The organism is Streptomyces sp. NPDC005070, from assembly GCF_053600395.1.
Genome location: NZ_JBSFZS010000103.1, coordinates 1 through 18,684, shown reverse-complemented (window position 1 = coordinate 18,684; position 18,684 = coordinate 1). Strand labels below are relative to the sequence as shown.

The window sequence follows — 18,684 nt, the reverse complement described above, 5'->3', positions numbered from 1 at the left end:
ACCGCACTCCGCCGGACGGTGCCCCACTCGGGGGCTGTCCGGCGGAGTGCGTGCTAGCGTCGCGCTAATCGGGGCTGCTCGCGAGCCGCGGGTCCCGGCCCAGAACGGACCAACGGGACAGCGGGAGAACCTTGCAGTGGCGACAGCGGAGCCGACACACGCCGACGACGCCGACGCGGGCCACGGAACGGGCCCGCGAATACCGCGCGTCGGCATCCAGGAAGCGGTCCGGGACGTAGTCACGGACCCGGGCGCCAACGCGCGCCCGGCCGCGGACACAGGCGCGGACGCGAGCTCGGGTACGGACGCGAGCTCAGGTACGGACACGGACACGGCAGCGGATCCGGGCGGTGGCATCGCCGGGAAGCCGGACGGGAAGCCCACCGGGTCCGAGCCAACCGGGTCCGAGCCAACCGGAGATCCCGCCGAGTCCGAGCCCGTCGACACCGAGCCGGTCGCGTCGGCCGGTTTCGCGCCGTTCGGCCTTCTCCGCCGCTACCCCGTCCTCGTCCTCACCGCCTTCGCCGGCGTGCTCCACATCGTGTGGTTCTTCACGTTCGCGAACAGCGGCGGCGACCTCGCGGCGCAGGACGCGTGGGCGGAGTTCGTCGGCCGGCACCCGGACTCGGCGTACAACCTCGCCTGGTACGGCGGGATGCACCCGGTCTCGTACAGCGTCGTGTCGCCGTATCTGATGTCGGTGCTCGGCGTCCGTACGACGATGATGATCGCCGGAACCCTCTCGGCCGGCCTGCTGACGCTGATCCTCGTGCGCAGCCGGGTCGTCCGGAACCCGATCGCCACCTCGCTCGCGGGCATCTTCGCGCTGGTCTGCAACGCGATCTCCGGCCGGGTGACGTACGGCCTCGGCACGGCGTTCTCGCTCGGCGCGGTCGCCGTCGTCTTCTGCTGGCCCCACCGCTGGCGCTACAAGCGCTGGGCGAAGGCCCTGTGCGCGGCGCCGCTGGCCGCGCTCGCGACGGCCGCCTCGCCGGTCGCCGGACTGTTCATGGGCCTCGTGGCCGCGGCCATGTTCCTGCAGAGGCGCCGCCCCGGTGCCTACGCCCTCGGCATCGCCCCGACGGTCGTGGTCGGGCTCTCGGCCCTGCTGTTCCCCTTCTCCGGCACCCAGCCGATGACGTTCTTCTCGGTCATCCTGCCGTTCGCGTCCGCCGCCGCCGTCTACTACGTGGTGCCCAAGGAGTGGACGACGGTACGGATCACGGCGGCCGTGTACGGCCTCGCGGTGCTCCTCGTCTGGCTGATCAGCTCCCAGATCGGCTCGAACATCACGCGCCTTTCGATGCTGTTCGCGGGAGTCGCCCTGGTCGCCGCGCTGCCCTTCACCGTGCCGAAGTCGCGGAAGTGGTACACCAGCGTCATCGCCCTCACCGTGTTCACCGGCTGGATCGGCTTCAAGACGGTCGACGACATCGTGCACACGACCCCGGCGGCGTCCTGGGCGCGCGAGCTGGCCCCGCTCGTCAACCAGCTCCAGCTCGTGGACGCCGAGAAGGGCCGCGTCGAGGTGGTCCCGGCCCGCTCGCACCGCGAGGCCTCCGCCCTCGCCCCCTACGTGAACCTGGCCCGCGGCTGGAACCGGCAGGCCGACATGGAGCGCAACCCGCTCTTCTACGACGACACGCTCAACTCCGCGAACTACCACGAGTGGCTCCAGCGCTGGGCCATCCACTACGTCGTGCTGCCCAAGGGCGAACCGGACGGCGACGGCGGCCAGCGCGAGCGCGAGCTCGTCCAGCGGGGCATGCCCTATCTGAAGCAGATCTGGGGCGACGCCAACTGGCAGCTCTTCACCGTCACCGACCCCACCCCGCTCGCCGAGCCGCACGCCGTCGTCGACCTGGCCGAGCAGGGTGAGATGACCATCGAGGTGAAGAAGGCGGGCCGCATCCTCATCCGCATCCCGTACTCGCCGTGGCTGAGCATCGTCGACGCGGACGGCAAGAGCCTGAAGGCACCCCAGGAGACGCGGGCGTCGAAGCGCCGCACGGACGGCACCCCGAAGACGTACGAGAACCTCAACGGCTGTCTGACGCCGACGGAGGAGACGGCGGCGGGCGACACGTGGACGGAGCTGCTCGCCCCGAAGCCGGGCACCTACCGGCTCGCGGCGCCGTACCAGCTTCCTCGCGGGACACCGTGCCCGGAGGAACTGCGCTGAGCCCTCCCCGACCGGGCCGGGGCCCGTCCGGCCGGTGACCGCTGCCGGACAGGCCCTAGAACCGCTCGAACGGTCCGCAGTACGACAGGCCGGCCTCCTCCGGCCGTCCGTCGCGGAAGAAGCGGACGAGCAGATCGCAGAAGTCCTGGGGCCGCTGGAGATGGGCCAGATGGCCGCACTCGGCGATCGTGGTGAAAGCGGCGCCCGGCAGGTCCGCCGCCACCGAGCGGACCATGTCGGGGGTGGTCAGCGTGTCGTGCTCGCCGGTGAACACGAGGTACGGCACGGCGGGGACGGGCGCCCGCCGGTACCACTCGTGGGCCAGCAGCCGCCGGTTCCGCTCGACCGTCACGCCGACATCGCGCGGGGTCTGTGCCGCGAACTGCTGGTACATCAGCCGGGTCAGCGCGGCGTGTTTGCGTACGGTGCGGTCGCCGGGCGGCGGGACGAAGCACCGGACGAACTCCTCGGCGGTCTCCTCGACGCGCCCCTGCTCCAGGAGCCGGACCCAGCCCACGAGCGCCTCGGCGAACCAGTCCGGAATGTGGTCCGACATCCCCTGCACCGCGATCCGGCGCAGCAGGTCCGGATACCGCTGGGCGAGCCGGAGTCCGACCGCCCCGCCGTAGCACCCCGCGTACAGGTTCACCGGGCCGAGCCCGAGCCCGCGCAGCATGTGGCCCGCGCATTCGGCCAGGAAGTCGATCCCGTGCTCGGCGGGCAGGAAGTCCGCGTCCCCGAATCCGGGCAGATCCACGGTGACGACGGTCCCGAGCTCCCCGAGCCACCGCTCGTGCCGCATCCACGAGTACCGCGTCTGGTCCGACCCGCCGAGCACGAGCAGCGGCTCCGTGACGGGGGAGCCGTGCCGGGCGACCCGCGCGGTGTACCCGTAGCCCTCCCACGAGAACCGGTACTCCGCCACTTCCGTGGACGCCTCGCCTCCCTGCGCGGGGGCGAGAACAGGGACCGAGGAAGCGACAGAAGGCACAGCGAACTCCCGAGAGGGGACGAGACCACCGAAACTCCCCACTCGTACACGGCTCCCGCGTGCGGCGCCCGCAATGTCACACGAAGGTGGGCGCTGCACCGCAGGCAGGTGGACGTGGCGCGGCAGCCGTGCGGCGCCGCGCCACACCGGCACGTCCCGTCAGGTCACTTCACCGGGAACGCCACATCGCAGACCGGGTCCCGCGGTCCCGCCGCGTCCCAGTCGGCGAAGTAGATCTCCCGGCAGGGGCCGTCGACGGTCAGCCCGCGCTCGCCGACCCAGCTCTCGACCGCCTCGAAGGCGGCCAGGATCTGCGGGTGGGCGACCTGCGCCTTGCTGATGCGGACGAACGCGATGCGCCGGGCCGGCTCGACCCGCACCTCGGCCCCGGTGGCCCGGCCCTGCCGCTCGGCCCAGGCCCGTGCCGCGGCCTCGTCGGCGACCGGCACGCACGTCTCCGCCGGACCGTCGCTCTCCACGCTCACCTCCGCGTGGTACACGACGAACGGCGGCCCCGTGACGCCCCCGGCCTCCCGGGCGCCCTCCTCCAGCCGGCCCAGCGAGCCGGGGATCCACACCGGCAGCTCGGGCGCCAGGACGTGCCGTTTCTCGGTCAGCACGACCTGTTCGGGCACCTCGCTGGTCTCGACGACGAACTTCTCGTACATGTCGGAACTCCTCCCGGAAAGACGTCCACGGAGGTAGTCGGCGAGCGCCCGCTGCGAGGCGAACCGGGCCTCGGCACCGTCCCAGTACGCGGCGAGCAGCTCGGCGGCTTCCGTGCCGCGCGCCTCCACCACGTCCGCGATCCGCGCCAGCGGCATGTCGAGCTGGCGCAGCAGCGCGACGAGCCGGGCCCGTTCGGTCTGCCCGGCACGGTAGTAGCGGTAGCCGCTGACCTCGTCGACGTACGCCGGGGTCAGCAGCCCCAGCCGGTCGTACAGCCGCAGAGCCTTCGCCGAGAGCCGCGCCCGCGAGGCGAACGCGCCGATGGTGAGCAGGTCCTTGTCCACCCTGTCATCCTCCGTCACCGGGCGCCTTCCGCCCGGTGACAGGGACGCTCCCCCTTGCCCCAGGGGCAAGGTCAACCGCGGGGGAGGGGTCAGCCGATGGCCTTCTCGACGGCGGAGACCAGCTCGGCCGCCTCCGGCTCGGTCTGCGGCGAGAAGCGGCCGACGACCGTGCCGTCGCGCCCGATCAGGAACTTCTCGAAGTTCCAGCGGATGTCGCCGGAGTGCCCCTCGGCGTCGGCGGTGCCCACCAGGCGCTCGTACAGCCCGTGCCGCGCGTCACCGTTCACCTCGACCTTCTCGGTCAGCGGGAAGGTCACGCCGTAGGTCGCGGAGCAGAACTCGGCGATCTCCTCGGAGCTGCCGGGCTCCTGGCCGAGGAACTGGTTGCAGGGCACGCCGAGGACGGTGAAGTCCTGGCCGGCGTAGCGCTCGTGCAGCCGCTCCAGACCGGCGTACTGCGGGGTCAGCCCGCACTTGGAGGCCACGTTCACGATGAGGACGGCCTTGCCCGCGTACTGGGACAGGTCGGCGGAGCCCCCCTGGAGGGCGCCGATCTCGACGTCGAGCACAGAGGTACCGGTGTTGTCAGTAGTCATAAGCGGATGCTAACTCCGGTAGGTGACGGTTCCGTCGGTTCCGCCGCTCCGCTCCCCGGGCCCGCCCGGCAATTCCCGTGCTCCGGACAGATCCTGGCGCTGCGCTGTGACGAGCACCTCACCGGCGGCCGTGCGCGAGTACAGCACCGACCGTCCCGCCCGGCGCCGCTGCACGAGCCGCGCGTCCAGCAGCACCCGCAGATGGCGGCCGACCGACCCCAGCCCCTGCCCGGTCACGGCGACGAGCTGGCTGGTGGACAGGGGGGAGTCGAGGCGGACCAGGACACCGGCCCGGGCCGTCCCGAGCAGCGCCCCCAGACTCTCCGGCACCGCCGCGGCGCCGCTGTCGGTCAGCGCCCCCGTGCACGGGTAGACCAGGGCGTAGCGGTCGTGCCCCGCCCAGGAGACCCAGCCGGCCTTCGGTGTGACGGGGACGAAGACGAGCTGGGCGCCGGAGATCTCGCGCGGCGGGTACTCGTGGAGGTTGACCTGGAGCCGGTTGCCGCCGAGCCAGCGCGTCCCGGGCCGCAGCCCGTCCAGGGCCGCCGCCCAGCCGCCCTGGCCGAGACGCGCCGTCCGCGCCACCACATCGGCCTCCAGGACGCGCCGCCGCCGGTCCCAGTCGGGGCGTACGGACTCCTCCCACACGGCGGTGAGCAGCGCGGCGGCCCGCTCGGGCAGATCGTCACGGTCCGCGAGGGCGGCAGGCAGCGCGCCGCCCACCGAGCGGACCAGATGGCCGCGGGCGTCGCGGGGCGAGACGTCCCGCACCCGGGCGACCTCGGTCTCGAAGGTCTCGTCGCCGTACGGGGTCGGGGTGAGGAAGTCGGCGATCCACGCCTGCCCGAGCCCGCAGCGCACGAGCAGCGCGGTGACGGGGTCGGCGGTCAGCCGTCCGCGGTACGCCGGCAGACGGGCGTCCAGCCAGGCGCGTTCACCGGGGTGGGTCGCGGTCCCCGAGTGCAGCAGCTTCAGGGCGGCGAACGTCTCGGCGAGCGGCGACAGCACGAAGCGGCTCCCGGCGAGAGTGTCGGCGTTCACCTGCCACCAGCCCATGCCCGCACCCTCCCCTGACGTTTCGCGCCTGCGCGAAAGAATATCGACCGCCCGGGCGTCCCCGCAGACTCCGCGCATGCGCAGCTACTCCGAGCTCTTCCGCACGCGGGAGTTCACCCCGCTCTTCCTGTCCTCCTGCTTCCGGACCGCCGCCTCGACGGTGAGCGGTCTGGCCCTCGGCACCCTCGTGTACCGGGCCACCGACTCGCCGCTGCTCAGCGCGCTGAGCATGTTCGGGCCCTCGCTCGCCCAGATGATCGGGGCGGCCACCATGCTCTCCGCCGCCGACCGGCTGCCGCCGCGCGCGACCGTGGCGGGCATCGCGCTCCTCTTCGGGCTCGGCACGGCGGCGATGGCCGTCCCCGGTCTGCCGATCTGGACGATCTTCGCCCTCCTCCTGCTCCTCGGTCTGATCCAGTCCTTCGGCGGCGGGGTCCTGTGGGGCCTGCTGACCGAGATCCTCGCCAAGGAGGGCTATCTGCTGGGGCGTTCGGTGTTCAACATGATGAGCGGGATCGCCCAGATCACCGGATACGCGACCGGCGGCGTCCTCGTGGCCCTGCTGTCCCCGCGCACCACGCTCCTCCTGGCGGCCGGGCTGTATCTGATCGCCGCCCTGACCGCGCGGCTCGGCCTGACACCCCGGCCGCCGCGCGCCCAGGGCCGCCCGTCCGTCGCCCGGACCTGGAGCGCGAACGCCCGCCTCTTCTCCTCACCGGAGCGCCGCACCCTCTATCTCCTGCTCTGGGTGCCGAACGGCCTGGTCGTCGGCTGCGAATCGCTGTACGTGTCGTACGCGCCGAGCCGGGCCGGCGCGCTGTTCGCCTTCGCGGCCCTCGGCATGTTCATCGGGGACGTGACGACCGGACGCCTGCTGCCGCCCCGCGTCCGTGCCCGCCTGGGCATACCGTTCCTGCTGCTCCTCGCGACGCCGTATCTCTTCTTCGTGCTGCGCCCGGGCGTGGCCGTGGCGGCGGCCCTCGCCGCCCTCGCCTCGATCGGCTTCGGGGCGAGCCTGATCCAGCAGGAACGCCTGGTGGCGCTCATCCCCGACGAACTCAGCGGCCACGCTCTCGGGCTCCACACGGCGGGCATGCTCACCCTGCAGGGCGTGAGCGCGGCACTGGCGGGCTGGATCGCCCAACTCGCCTCGCCCGCCACGGCGATGACGGTGATGGCCGCCGCGTCGATCGCCGTGACGCTGGCCCTGGCCCCCGCGCTGCTCCGCCACCGCGCCGCGCGCCCGGAGGGCCAACGCCCGGAGCCGTCCGGACCAAGCGTGCGGCAATCCGAGGTGAACTCTCCCTGAAACGAGGAAGGTTGTGCGATGGGGGTCACAACCACCCTTCCTCCGCCGGTGTCGAACGGGATGCCCGGACACGTCCGTTCCGGGCGTCCGGAACCCCGGAGCGGCGGCGCCGCCAGGCCCGCCGAGCCGCGGAATCCCAATGAGGGGGAAGCATGTTCAGTCGCCGTACCGCCGTCCTTCCGAAAGCCCTGGTGCTGGCCGCCGTCACGGCCGCCGTGTCCGCGGCGGTCGTGGCCCCGACGGCGAGCGCCGCGACCACCACGAGCGCCACCGCCGTCTCCACCGGCCAGAAGCTCTTCTACACGGCGGCCGCCGGTCAGACGAACCACCTGAAGATCTCCTGGGCGCTCGGCGCGACCGACCCCGACTCCCAACTCGCCGACTTCATCTACACGTTCGACGACACCGTGAAGATCTCCCTCGGCGCCGGCTGTGTCCGTCCCGCATCGGGCGACACCACCCAGGCGGTCTGCACGGTCACCGAGCCGAACACCTCGGCCTCCGACCTCGACACCCTGATCGTCAGGCTCGGGGACGGCAACGACACCGCGACGGTCGACCCCGGCAACATCGGCTACTCCCGCGTCTACGGCGGGACCGGCAACGACTCCCTGACCGGCCACGGCCGCGACGTCCTCTACGGCCAGGACGGCGACGACCACCTGTACGGGGGCGGCGGCGCGTACGGCGAGGGCGCCTTCGGCGGCGCGGGCGACGACGTCCTCGGCTCCTGCGGCTACACCTGCCACGGCGGCACGGGCGACGACGTGCTGAGCGGCGGAGTGAGCGAGGCCGACGGCAGCTACCGGGACTACGACAACAGCCTGTTCGGCGACGACGGCAACGACACCGTTCACGGCAACGCGGGAGCCGACCACATCGAGGGCGGCCGCGGCAACGACCGCCTCTACGGCGGCTCCGGCAACGACAAGATCTACGGCAACAGCGGCAACGACCTCATCCACGGAGGCTCCGGCACGGACACGCTCTCCGGCGGTCCGGGCACCGACCGGGTCTTCCAGAACTGAGAGACCCGTCAGGAACCACGACGCCTCCGGAGCGGAGGACTCGGGGCGAGCGTACGGAGGTATCCGCGGGCGCCGGTGTGCCTCCGTACGCTCTGCCCGGCGCGGCTCGCCGGATGGAACGATCCCGGTGCCAGGTCCCGGCGGGGGAACGCCTTCGGCCGCCGTGGAGGTGTGAGCGGCGGCGGACGGGTGTCTGCTGGTACCGGGAAACGGCGTGACCACTACGAGCAGCAAGGGGCCGGACATGGCAATCGTGATGACGATGCACTGGGCGGAAGCCACGCCGGAGCAGTACGACACCGTGCGGGACGCGGTGCAATGGGAGGAGGTCCCGGGGGCCGGCGGTCAGATGCACGTGGCCTGGTTCGACGCGCAGGGGCTGCACGTCACCGACGTCTGGGAGTCCCAGGAGGCGTTCGAGGCCTTCTTCGCCGAACGCCTCGCCCCCGCGATCCAGAAGGCCGGCATGACCGGCGCCCCCGACACCTCCTTCAGCCCCCTCCACCGCCGCTACATCGCCCCCGGCGTCACCGGCGCCGCCTGATCCGGACAACCCGGGCCCGGCCCCGGCCGTGACCGGCCGGGGTCCTCGCCCGGGGCGCGGCCTAACGGTAGAGCCGTACACCGCCGTTCGAGCCGAGGGCGTTGAGTTCCAGCACGCCGCCGTCCGGGGTGACGTACACCGTGCCCGAGGTGAAGCTCCACTTGCCGGTGCCCTTCGGCAGGCCCGCGACCGGGGTGCTGCGACCGGTGCGCGGGTCGATGCTCACGAGCTGCGGCGGGCCGGACGTGGTGACGGCGTACACCTTGCCGTCCCTCCCGGACGAGGGGATCGCGAGCGCGGCGGAGCGGTACGTCCACAGCTCGGCGCCGGTCGTCGTGTCGAAGCCGTCGATCACCGGGTGGCCGGCGGCCAGGGCCGGGGTGACCAGGACCTTGCCGTAGAGCCGGGCGGAGTGGTCGGCGCCGGTGTCGTTGCCGGAGGTGAGTTCGTCGTTGCCGACGGCCAGTTTGCGGCCGTTCGCGGCGGTGTCGAAGACCCGTACGGCGTCCTGGCGCGCCGTGTGCACGGAGGCGATCAGCGGCGAGCCGGACAGGACGTGCGTCACGTCCGAGTGGGCCTTCTCGGGCTTCCGCCAGATCACCCTCCCCGTCTTCCCGTCGTACGCGGTGAGGGTGAACCTGGTCTTCTTGTCGAGGCAGAAGTCGTCCACCAGCACGGTGCCGTCGGTGCCCCAGGCGTAGGCGTTGCAGTAGTGACCGCGGGCCTTGTAGCCCCAGACGCGGCCGCCGGTGCGGACGTCCACACCGCCGAGGAAGTTGTCGCCGACGACGGTGGCGACATTGCCCTGCAGATAGGTCGCGGCGGTCGCCGGACTGCGGTGCTTGGTGCTGGTCAGCGGCATGGACCAGAGGATCTTGCCGGTGGACGCCTTGACACCGGCCAGCCAGGTGCAGGTGCTGCCGTCCGTGCCGAAGGCGACCGTGCCGATGCCCTGGGCGTTGAGCGTCGGCGACATCGCGCAGGGGACGGTGCCGTGCTCGGCCGCGTCGGCGGAGGGTGTGGCGCGCCACACCTGCTTGCCGTCGGTGAGGTCGTACGCCCGCAGTCCGCCCCGGCTGCCGGCCCGGACGAGCAGCTTGTCGGTGAGCCAGCTACCGATCAGCGCGTCGTCGGCGGCGGGCGCCGGCGTCTGCCACACCTGCGTCAGGTTCTCCGAGGCGACGGCGGCGGCCTCCTCCTGCTTGAACACGACGGCTGCGGTCCCGCCGGCGGCGAGGAGGGCCAGGGTGAGCACGATCCTGCCCACCCGCCGGGGCTTCCCGGCCCGCTTGCCGTCCGCGCCCGTGTCGGGGCGCGGCTGCGCGGCGGCAGGCTCGGAGACCCGCAGCGCCATGGTGCCGTCCCACCGCGTCCCGGCGGAGCTGTCGTACGGCTCGGCGGGCGACCGGCCGTCCCGCGGCACGGCCGGCTCCGTCCGCCGCTGTTCCCAGTGCGGCTGCCGTGCCTCGTGGGACTGCTGCTCCTGGTAGGGCTGCTGTTCCGGGTACGACTGCTGTGCCCGGTAGGGCTGCTGTCCCTGGGGGGGCTGCTGTTGTGGGTACGACTGCTGTGTCCCGTAGGACCGCTGTTCCCGGTACGACGACTGCTGTTCCGGGTGCGACGACCGCTGTTCCCGGTACGACGACTGCTGCTCCTGGTAGGGCTCCTGTTCCGGGTACGTCCGCCGTGCCCGGTACGACCGCTCTTCCCGATGGGGCTGCTCTTCCCGGTACGGCTGCGCGTCGGCGGCCGGCCTGCGGGGCCGGAAGGCCCAGCCCTCGTCCTCCTGCGAAGCCCCCTGCCCCGGCGACGAATTCGTCGTCATCTCCGTGCTCTCCCCTGGTCGGGCATCCGCATGCGCCTGCCGCAGTGATGCGCCACGATAAAGGTCGTTCCTTTGAGGGCTTGCGCCCGACTTCCCCCGGCTTCCACCGGTTTCCCGTGGATCAGCCCTTTTTGAACGAATGACCGAAGCCGTTCCGCGCCCGCTCCACCTGGAACGCGGCCCGCGCGCCCACCGAGGTGCTGATCCGCCAGTCCATGAGCTGCTTGCCGCCCGGCCAGTCCTTGCGCTGGTCGTACCAGACGAGCCCGATGACGCCGGCCTTCGCGGCACCCTGGAACAGGTCGCGGATGTCCGTCTCCTTGCGGCTGCTCTCCGCCACCCCGGTCTCCGCGATCAGTACCGGTTTGCCGGAGAAGCCCGAGATCTGACGCATGGTGGGCGTGAAGAGGCTGGAGAAGGCGACGCCGTCGATCGGCCCGTAGTAGCCGATGAGGCCGACCCAGTCGACGTAAGCGTCGCCCGGGTAGTACGGGCGCAGCTTGGCGGTGGTGCCCGAGTCGACCACGTGCGGGGTCCACACCCAGATCACGTTGGTGACGCCCCGGTCGGCGAACAGGTCGTGCAGGTGCTTCCAGGCCGCGACGAAGTCGGCGGGCTTGGTGTCCTCGGGGCCCCAGGAGTTCCAGGGGCCGTTCATCTCGCCGGCGAAGGACAGGGCCAGCGGGCCGTCGTAGGCGGCGATCTGGCCGGCCAGCCGGCGGATGTAGGCGTCGTCCTGGCCCTCGGCGATGTCGGCGAGCGAGGTGTCGGAGGGCACCAGCGCCATCATGGGCAACTGGCCGTGCTGCCACAGGAAGGCGTTGCCCTCCGTGTCGAAGTCGTCGCCCCAGGAGCTGTAGTACTCGCGGATGTCGGGGGCCCGCCCGGCCTCCTCGGCGAAGGTGCCGACGATGTCGTACTGCCAGGGCGTCTTGTCGTCGACGACGCCCAGCGCGCGGCCGGAGGGCTCGATCAGGGACGAGACGTCGAAGCGCGCGCCCGAGGCGGAGGCCGTACCCGGCTCGGCGTCGCCCCCGCTGCCTGCGCCTCCGCAGGCGTCCACCAGGAACGAGAGCGCGACCACGACGATCGCGGCGGCCGTCAGGCGGCTGCGACGGCGGCCGCGACGGCTGCGGGCTATGGCCATGCGTGAGGGTCCGATCGGGCGATGGGCGGGCGACACACCGAACTCTACGAGACCCGCGTGACCTTCATCGAATCTTCATATTAATCTTGGTACGGAATCGGGAGCGGGTCGAATAATCTCTCTTTCCTCGCACATCGATCACTTTTCCGCACTACTCACTGCCAGTCCGGCGCCGCCGGACTGGCAGTCGTCACGCACGAAGGAAGGCCCGGGGCTGTCGATGACCAGTACCTCCACGGAGGTCGAGCCGGCTCCTGTCTTCGTCGACCAGACCGGTCAGCGCGGCCGCCGTCTGCGCGGTCTCGGCTGGCTGGTGGGCATCCTGTGCGCCGGATGCGTCGTGGCGATGATCTCCGGCCTGGTCGGAACCCAGTCGCAGGCACCCGCGCTCACCATCCCGGGCACGGCGAACACCACGCCGCCCAGCCAGTATCTGAACGCGCCGCTGCCCGCGGCTCCCGGCGTCGAGCCCGGAGCGGGCACCACCGCCACGGCGGCCACGACCGCCGCCACCCCCACCGCGACCACGCCCGACGCCACCGCGCCGGCCACCGCGACGGCGGACGCGGGCACGGCTGACGCCGGTACGGCGGCGTCGAGCCCGGTGACCGACCCCACACGGTCGAGCTCCGTGACCGACCCCGCGCAAGCCACCACACCCGACGCCACCGCGTCGGTCGCCGCGACGACGACGGCCGGTACGGCGGCGTCGGACTCCGTGACCGACACCGCGCAGTAGCCGACGCGAACGACCAGGAAGTCCATGTCCCGCTCCCGCCACCAACGCCCCCGGCAGTCCACGGCGCGCCCGCGCCGACTCGCCGCGCCTCCTCTGCGCTTCTTCCTGCCGGTGACCGTGCTGGCGACCCTGCTGGCGCTGATGGTGCTGCGGGGGATGGCGAACAACGAGGTATTCCACGACGAGAAGATCGCCACCTCGGTGGACAAGGCCACCGTCCCGACCAGCGTGCTGGAGGGCGGCCCGGTCGTCGACGCGCGCGGCGACAAGAAGAACAAGCCGGTCAACTACACGATCCCGGACAAGACGGTCGTCCTCAGCTTCGACGACGGGCCGTCCGCCCAGTGGACGCCGAAGATCCTCGAGGTGCTGAAGAAGGAGAACATCAGCGCCGACTTCTTCGTCACCGGCTCGATGGTCACCCGCAACCCGTCGCTGATCCGCCAGATCGTGGCCGGCGGCCACGAGATCGGGCTGCACACCTTCACCCACCCCGACCTCGCGCTGCACTCCGGCTCCCGGCTCACCTGGGAACTGGGCGAGACCCAGCTCGCGCTGGCCGGTGTCGCCGGCATCCACACCAGCCTGTTCCGCCCGCCCTACTCCTCCACCGTGGACGCGCTGGACGACTGGTCGTGGCCGGTGACCAAGCAGGCCGGGTCCGAGGGGTACCTGACCGCCTTCATCGACAAGGACACCGACGACTGGAAGCGCCCCGGCGTCGACGCCATCGTCAAGTCCGCCATGCCCGACCTCCCCGGCCAGGGCGAGATGATCCTGCTGCACGACGCGGGCGGCAACCGGTCCCAGACGCTGGCCGCGCTGCCGGTCATCATCGAGAAGCTGAAGGACCGGGGCTACACCTTCAAGACCATCGGCGAGGCGCTCGGCACCGGCTCCGCCAACACCGAGGTCTCCAGCTACAACCTGTGGCTCGGCAAGGCGTTCCTGTGGTGCACCACCTTCTCGGTGCACCTGCTGCCGTGGCTCGTCGGCCTGCTCGCGGTCGTCGGTGTCCTCGTCATGCTGCGGTTCGCGCTGATGCTGGTGCTCTCGGCCGTCCACGTGCGGCGCACCCGCAAGCCGGGCTTCTCCTGGGGCGACCCGGTCACCGAACCGGTGACCGTGATCGTGCCCGCGTACAACGAGCAGGAGTGCATCACCAACACCCTGCTCTCCCTGACCAGAAGCGACTACCCCATCGAAGTGATCGTGGTCGACGACGGATCGACCGACGACACGTCCGCCATCGTGGAAGAGCTCGACCTGCCGATGGTCCGGCTGATCCGGCAGCCGAACAGCGGCAAGCCCGCCGCGCTCAACACCGGTGTGGCCGCCGCCTCGTACGACCTGATCGTGATGATGGACGGCGACACGGTCTTCGAGCCGTCCACCGTCCGCGAGCTCGTCCAGCCCTTCGGCGACCCGCGTGTCGGCGCGGTGGCCGGCAACGCCAAGGTCGGCAACCGCGACACGCTGATCGGCGCCTGGCAGCACATCGAGTACGTGATGGGCTTCAACCTCGACCGTCGGATGTACGACGTGCTCAACTGCATGCCGACCATCCCCGGCGCCGTGGGCGGCTTCCGCCGCTCGGCGCTGGAGCAGGCGGGCGGTATGAGCGACGACACGCTCGCCGAGGACACCGACGTGACCATGGCCCTGCACCGGGCCGGCTGGAAGGTCGTCTACGCCGAGGACGCCCGGGCCTGGACCGAGGCGCCCGTCAGCATGAAGCAGTTGTGGTCGCAGCGGTACCGCTGGAGCTACGGCACCATGCAGGCGATGTGGAAGCACCGGCACTCGGTGCTGGAGCGCGGCGAGGCCGGCCACTTCGGCCGGGTGGGTCTGCCGTTCGTCGCCCTGTTCATGGTGGTCACGCCGCTGCTCGCGCCCGCCATCGACATCGGCATGGTCTACGGCGTGGTCTTCGTCGACGCGTACAAGACCCTGGCCGCCTGGTTCGCCGTGATGGCCCTGCAGGCCGTCTGCGCCTGGTGGTCCTTCCACCTGGACAAGGAGAAGGCGTGGCATCTGATCACGCTGCCGGCCCAGCAGGTGGTCTACCGGGTGCTCATGTACATGGTGCTGCTGCAGTCCGCCATCACCGCCCTGACCGGGGGCCGGCTGCGCTGGCAGAAGCTGCGGCGCACCGGCGAGGTCGGACTTGATGTCACAACGGGGGCAAGCTCTTCATGAACACCGCGGAACCGGGTGCCTTCGGCATCCAGGACTCCTACGACACCGTCGCCCTGCGGGTGGACCCCGCCGGGATTCCCGCGCAGCGCGCCCCGGGGCCCGAGGAGGCCACCCCGGCGCCGGCGGGGAAGCCCGGCCGTGACCGCTACCTCGACCTGCTGCGGGCGCTCGCCCTGGTCCGCGTGGTGATCTACCACAACTTCGCCTGGACCTGGCTGCCGATCGTCTTCCCCTCCATGGGCGTCATGTTCGCGCTGGCCGGGTCGCTGATGGCGCGCTCCCTCAACCGCCCCGCGCTGAGCGTGATCCGCGGCCGGCTGCGCCGTCTGCTGCCGCCGCTGTGGCTGTTCGGCGCGGTCGTGGTGCCGCTGATGCTCCTGGAAGGCTGGCGGCCCGACCTCCACCACCCCAACTGGTGGTGGGGCGACCTGGCCTACTGGATCCTGCCGTTCAGCGAGCCGCCGTTCGGGGCCTCGCTGCACACCTTCGGCGGGCACCTGCCCGCTTCCTGGGCCGAACAGATCTGTGTGCCGCTGTGGTACCTGCGCGCCTACCTCTGGTACGTCCTGCTGTCGCCGCTCCTGCTCAAGGCGATGCGCAAGCTGCCCTGGGTCACCCTGCTGGTGCCGCTGGCGCTCGCGTTCGTCATCAACTCCGGCCTGGTCGACCAGTCCGGCCGGCTGATGGAAGCCGCCACCGACTTCACCACCTTCGGCGCCTGCTGGCTGCTCGGCATGGCCCACCAGGAGGGGCTGCTCCGCAAGATCCCGCAGTACGTCGTGCCGTCCGTCGCACCGCTGGTGCTCATGTTCGGCTTCTGGTGGCTGATGCGGGCGCCGGTGGACGACCCCCGGCTCGGGCACGACCTGGAAGCGGTGCCGGTCGCCCAGGCGATCTGGTCGTTCGGCGCGGTGATGCTGCTGCTCCACCTGAGCCCGTCCTGGGAACAGTGGCCCAAGCCGCTGGAGCGGTTCAACGGCGTGATCACCCTGCTCAACTCCCGCGCGGTCACGGTCTACCTGTGGCACTCCTTCGCGCTGGTGCTGACCGAGCCGCTGATCGACCCGCTGTGGAGCAACTCCTTCCTCTTCGACCACGCGCAGTGGCTGCTGGCGAGCCAATGGACCCCGCTGCTCGTGTCCGTCCCGCTGATCTGCCTGGCGATCCTGCTCTTCGGCTGGATAGAGGACGTGGCCGCCAAGCGCCGCCCGCGCCTGTTCCCGTACCCCCACCGCACGAAGGGCCGCCGCCGCGTCCACTAGGGCCTGTCTGACAATTCGCGTCGTCGCCCGAAGGGCGGCCCGGCGGCGTCAGGTGCGTGCTCTCGGCGCGCCGGCCCCAGACCTGCGTACTGGATGTACTCGGGTCTGGGGCCGGTGCGGCGAGAGTGCGTGCATGGCGTCGCCGGGCAGACGGGAATTGTCAGACAGGCCCTAGCGGCGCCGGCCGTCTCACAGCCCCTCGGCGTTGTCGTCCTGATCGTCGTCGCGGTGGTCGTGAAGCTCGGTATCGGCTACAAGGACGCCAACTACAAGGTCCTCAAGGTCGTCGAGAACACCTTCGACGTCAACGCGTGCACGGTCGGCGAGGCCGCTCTCGCCCAGGAGTGGGACGCCGACAAGTTCGTTCTCTGCCTGGACTCCTTGAAGAAGTAGGACACGGTTCCCGGCTACGGCGGGCTTGTCCCCGTCCGTACAACCGTCCGGTGTCGTCGCGTGTCTGACGTGACGAAACCACTGCTCCACCGGCGTTGAACAGCCGGTGGACGCCGTGGCCGTTGCCTCCGTCGACGGCGGCGAAGCAGCCCCAGGCATTCCCTCGCGTTCCCCAACAGAAGATGAATTTTTTCCATAGATCGGGTGTACAACTCTTCACGGTCATTCCGAGTCGAACTGGCATACAGCTCGCCCATCGGGGCGAACGTCTCGGATGAGGAAGTCCCGCCCATGGTGATCCGTCGGTTGTGTGGAGTTCTGCGAGTGCGCGGGGTGATCGACCTGCTCCTCGTGCTCCTGCTCGGCGCCGGTTTCGTCGCCCTGCCGGTTGTCGCCCTGCTGCCGTCCCTGTGGGGCTTCGTGGCGGCGTCGGCCGTGACGTATGTGGTGGACGAGGTACTGCACGCGCGCGCTCCGAGTTTCGTACGCCGGCTGGCCGCGCTGCATCTCGATCGCACCATGCGGTTCGCGGTTCGCACGGTGATGCTGCTCGCGCTGGCCAGCCGGATGGACGCGCCGGGCGTGTGGCTGGTCACCGCCCTCGCGGTCGTCAGCGGTCACCTCGCGATGATGATGCTGTACGCGGCGGTGCACCACGCCATCAGCCGGCGCCGGGTGCTGCCGCTGATGGTGCGCAACCTCGACCTGAGCGCGCTCCCGATACCCCACCAGCCGCCCGCCATCCTGTTCAGACGCCACCTGCGCAAACTCCTGCACCTGGACCTGCCGACCCACGTCGGCCTCCTCGCCGCGCTCACCGCCGGCACCTGGGAGCCGGCCTACGCGGGCTTCGCGATCACCGCCGGTGTGACCACGGCGGCCGTCATCGCGCTGCTGGGCCAGTACCGCAGGGCCCGCCGGATGCCCGTACGGGACGAGGTGTTCGCCGAGGTCAACCGTCAACTGGCGGAGTACCGGCCGGAGGTGGCGCTCTACTTCAGCTTCGCGGCCGTCTCCCGCGACTTCATGTACCAGGTCAACATGTGGATCGAGACGCTGGAACAGCTCGACCTGCGGCCGGTGATCGTCCTGCGGGAGACCGCCTCGTTCCATCACCTGAGCCGTACCTGGATCCCGGTCGTCTGCGTGCCGAAGGCCGACGACCTGGCCGAGCTCGAACTGTCCGGCGTCCGGGTCGTGCTGTATCCCGGCAACGCGGGCAAGAACGTTCACATGCTCCGCGTGGCCGAGGCCAAGCACGTGTTCATCGGTCACGGCGACAGCGACAAGCTCGCCAGCAGCAACCGGGTCAGCAAGGTGTACGACGAGATCTGGGTGGCCGGCCGCGCGGGCCGGGACCGCTACCAGCGGGTGCGGCACGCGATCAGTGACAGCGCGATCGTGGAGGTGGGGCGCCCGCAGCTTTCCCCGATCCGCCTGCACGCCGAGCACGTCCCCGGCCCTCTGCCCGTCGTCCTCTACGCGCCCACCTGGGAAGGCTGGAGCGACGACGACTGCCACACCTCTCTGATCCCGATGGGCGTGCCCCTGATCGAGAGGCTCCTGACGGAGGACGTACGGATCATCTACAAGCCGCACCCGCTGACCGGCAAGCGCTCGGCTGAAGCGGCGGACGCCGACAGGACGATCCGCGAGCTGCTGCGCGCCGACAACGAGCGGCGGGACCCCGCGGCGGCCGCCGCCGCGACCCTCGCCGTACGACCCCGGCTGCGGGAAATCCGGGCCCGCCTCGACGAACTGGCCGGCAGGCTCGGCGGTGACGCCGCCGAACAGATGCGTGAGGCGCGGGTTCCCGACCGCGCCGCAGCGGCCGAGTGGCAGGAACTGCGAGCCGAGTGGCACCGGATCTTCTGGGAGAGCCAGGGCGCCGTCCGCCACAACGTGATCCTCGACCAACTGCCGAACCTCTACGAGTGCTTCAACCAGGCGGACATCCTCGTCAGCGACGTCTCCTCGGTGGTCGCCGACTTCGTGGCCAGCCTCAAGCCGTATGTCCTCACCAACGCGCGCGACCTGCCCGACGACGAGTTCCGGGCCGCCTACACCACCGCGGGCGGCGCCTACCTCCTCGACCGCGAGTGCACCCGTCTCCCGGAGATCCTCGACTCGGTCCGCGCTCCGCACACCGACTCGATGGTCCTCCACCGCCGGACCCTGAAGGAGTACGTCCTGGGCTCCGACCGTCCCACCTCGATGGAGCGCTTCAACGCCGCCACCAACGCCCTGGCCGCGAAGGGAGAAGCGGAACAGTCCGAAGCCGCTACGACGACGGACCGGGGAATCCCCGCGTCGACGCTGTAGCGGACAGGCCCCGGGCGCCGCAGCCGTCGCCCAGGAGGTCATCGGCAAGTCCCGCGGCGAGATCCGCAAGTCCGTGCC

The 18,684-nt window shown here is 71.1% G+C and carries 15 protein-coding genes; 9 read left to right on the top strand and 6 right to left on the bottom strand.

From position 1 onward, the window contains the following. The first annotated feature begins 136 nt into the window (after positions 1–136). Positions 137–2,182 carry an MFS transporter gene (locus ACWEBX_RS28400; RefSeq protein WP_451887640.1) on the top strand — a complete coding sequence of 682 codons (2,046 nt, stop codon included), beginning with the start codon at positions 137–139 and terminating at the stop codon, positions 2,180–2,182. Between the two features lie 55 nt (positions 2,183–2,237). On the opposite strand, the gene ACWEBX_RS28395 is transcribed toward ACWEBX_RS28400, so the two are convergent. The 4 genes from ACWEBX_RS28395 to ACWEBX_RS28380 all read right to left on the bottom strand — a co-directional run bounded on the left by ACWEBX_RS28395 (position 2,238) and on the right by ACWEBX_RS28380 (position 5,838). Then, a complete protein-coding gene (locus tag ACWEBX_RS28395) occupies positions 2,238–3,173 on the bottom strand; it encodes an alpha/beta fold hydrolase (RefSeq protein WP_451887639.1) in 936 nt (311 codons plus the stop codon). A 164-nt stretch (positions 3,174–3,337) separates the two neighbouring features. Next, complete coding sequence (locus tag ACWEBX_RS28390; RefSeq protein WP_451887638.1) at positions 3,338–4,186, bottom strand: MerR family transcriptional regulator; 849 nt, start codon at positions 4,184–4,186, stop codon at positions 3,338–3,340. 89 nt (positions 4,187–4,275) lie between these two features. After that, positions 4,276–4,782 (bottom strand): glutathione peroxidase, encoded by a 507-nt coding sequence (locus ACWEBX_RS28385; protein ID WP_384794405.1) that lies wholly within the window; start codon positions 4,780–4,782, stop codon positions 4,276–4,278. Positions 4,783–4,791: 9 nt separating this feature from the next. Then, positions 4,792–5,838, bottom strand: coding sequence for an ArsR/SmtB family transcription factor (locus ACWEBX_RS28380; protein ID WP_451887637.1), 1,047 nt, complete (start codon positions 5,836–5,838; stop codon positions 4,792–4,794). 76 nt (positions 5,839–5,914) lie between these two features. Here ACWEBX_RS28380 and ACWEBX_RS28375 point away from each other — a divergent pair, with 76 nt between their 5' ends. The 3 genes from ACWEBX_RS28375 (at position 5,915) to ACWEBX_RS28365 (ending at position 8,719) form a co-directional block, all read left to right on the top strand. After that, complete coding sequence (locus tag ACWEBX_RS28375) at positions 5,915–7,147, top strand: MFS transporter (RefSeq protein WP_451887636.1); 1,233 nt, start codon at positions 5,915–5,917, stop codon at positions 7,145–7,147. Between the two features lie 152 nt (positions 7,148–7,299). Beyond that, positions 7,300–8,175 (top strand): calcium-binding protein, encoded by an 876-nt coding sequence (locus ACWEBX_RS28370; RefSeq protein ID WP_451887635.1) that lies wholly within the window; start codon positions 7,300–7,302, stop codon positions 8,173–8,175. Between the two features lie 244 nt (positions 8,176–8,419). After that, the gene (locus ACWEBX_RS28365; RefSeq protein WP_451887634.1) at positions 8,420–8,719 is read left to right on the top strand and encodes a hypothetical protein; all 300 of its coding nucleotides are present in this window, start codon (positions 8,420–8,422) and stop codon (positions 8,717–8,719) included. Between the two features lie 61 nt (positions 8,720–8,780). On the opposite strand, the gene ACWEBX_RS28360 is transcribed toward ACWEBX_RS28365, so the two are convergent. Further along, positions 8,781–10,544: an outer membrane protein assembly factor BamB family protein gene (locus tag ACWEBX_RS28360; protein WP_451887633.1), complete on the bottom strand. Its 1,764-nt coding sequence runs from the start codon at positions 10,542–10,544 to the stop codon at positions 8,781–8,783. Positions 10,545–10,665: 121 nt separating this feature from the next. Next, positions 10,666–11,691, bottom strand: a complete 1,026-nt coding sequence (locus ACWEBX_RS28355; protein ID WP_451887632.1) for a glycoside hydrolase family 26 protein — start codon at positions 11,689–11,691, stop codon at positions 10,666–10,668. Positions 11,692–11,911: 220 nt separating this feature from the next. Between ACWEBX_RS28355 and ACWEBX_RS28350 the strand changes: the two genes are divergently transcribed. The 5 genes from ACWEBX_RS28350 to ACWEBX_RS28330 all read left to right on the top strand — a co-directional run bounded on the left by ACWEBX_RS28350 (position 11,912) and on the right by ACWEBX_RS28330 (position 18,606). Beyond that, the gene (locus ACWEBX_RS28350; RefSeq protein ID WP_451887631.1) at positions 11,912–12,430 is read left to right on the top strand and encodes a hypothetical protein; all 519 of its coding nucleotides are present in this window, start codon (positions 11,912–11,914) and stop codon (positions 12,428–12,430) included. Between the two features lie 24 nt (positions 12,431–12,454). Further along, complete coding sequence (locus ACWEBX_RS28345; RefSeq protein WP_451887630.1) at positions 12,455–14,629, top strand: bifunctional polysaccharide deacetylase/glycosyltransferase family 2 protein; 2,175 nt, start codon at positions 12,455–12,457, stop codon at positions 14,627–14,629. Continuing rightward, a complete protein-coding gene (locus ACWEBX_RS28340) occupies positions 14,626–15,891 on the top strand; it encodes an acyltransferase family protein (RefSeq protein ID WP_451887629.1) in 1,266 nt (421 codons plus the stop codon). Before ACWEBX_RS28345 ends, ACWEBX_RS28340 begins: the two co-directional genes overlap by 4 nt. Positions 15,892–16,020: 129 nt before the next feature. Further along, a complete protein-coding gene (locus ACWEBX_RS28335; protein ID WP_451887628.1) occupies positions 16,021–16,284 on the top strand; it encodes an LppU/SCO3897 family protein in 264 nt (87 codons plus the stop codon). 324 nt (positions 16,285–16,608) lie between these two features. Beyond that, the gene (locus tag ACWEBX_RS28330) at positions 16,609–18,606 is read left to right on the top strand and encodes a hypothetical protein (protein WP_451887627.1); all 1,998 of its coding nucleotides are present in this window, start codon (positions 16,609–16,611) and stop codon (positions 18,604–18,606) included. The last annotated feature ends 78 nt before the right edge of the window (positions 18,607–18,684 follow it).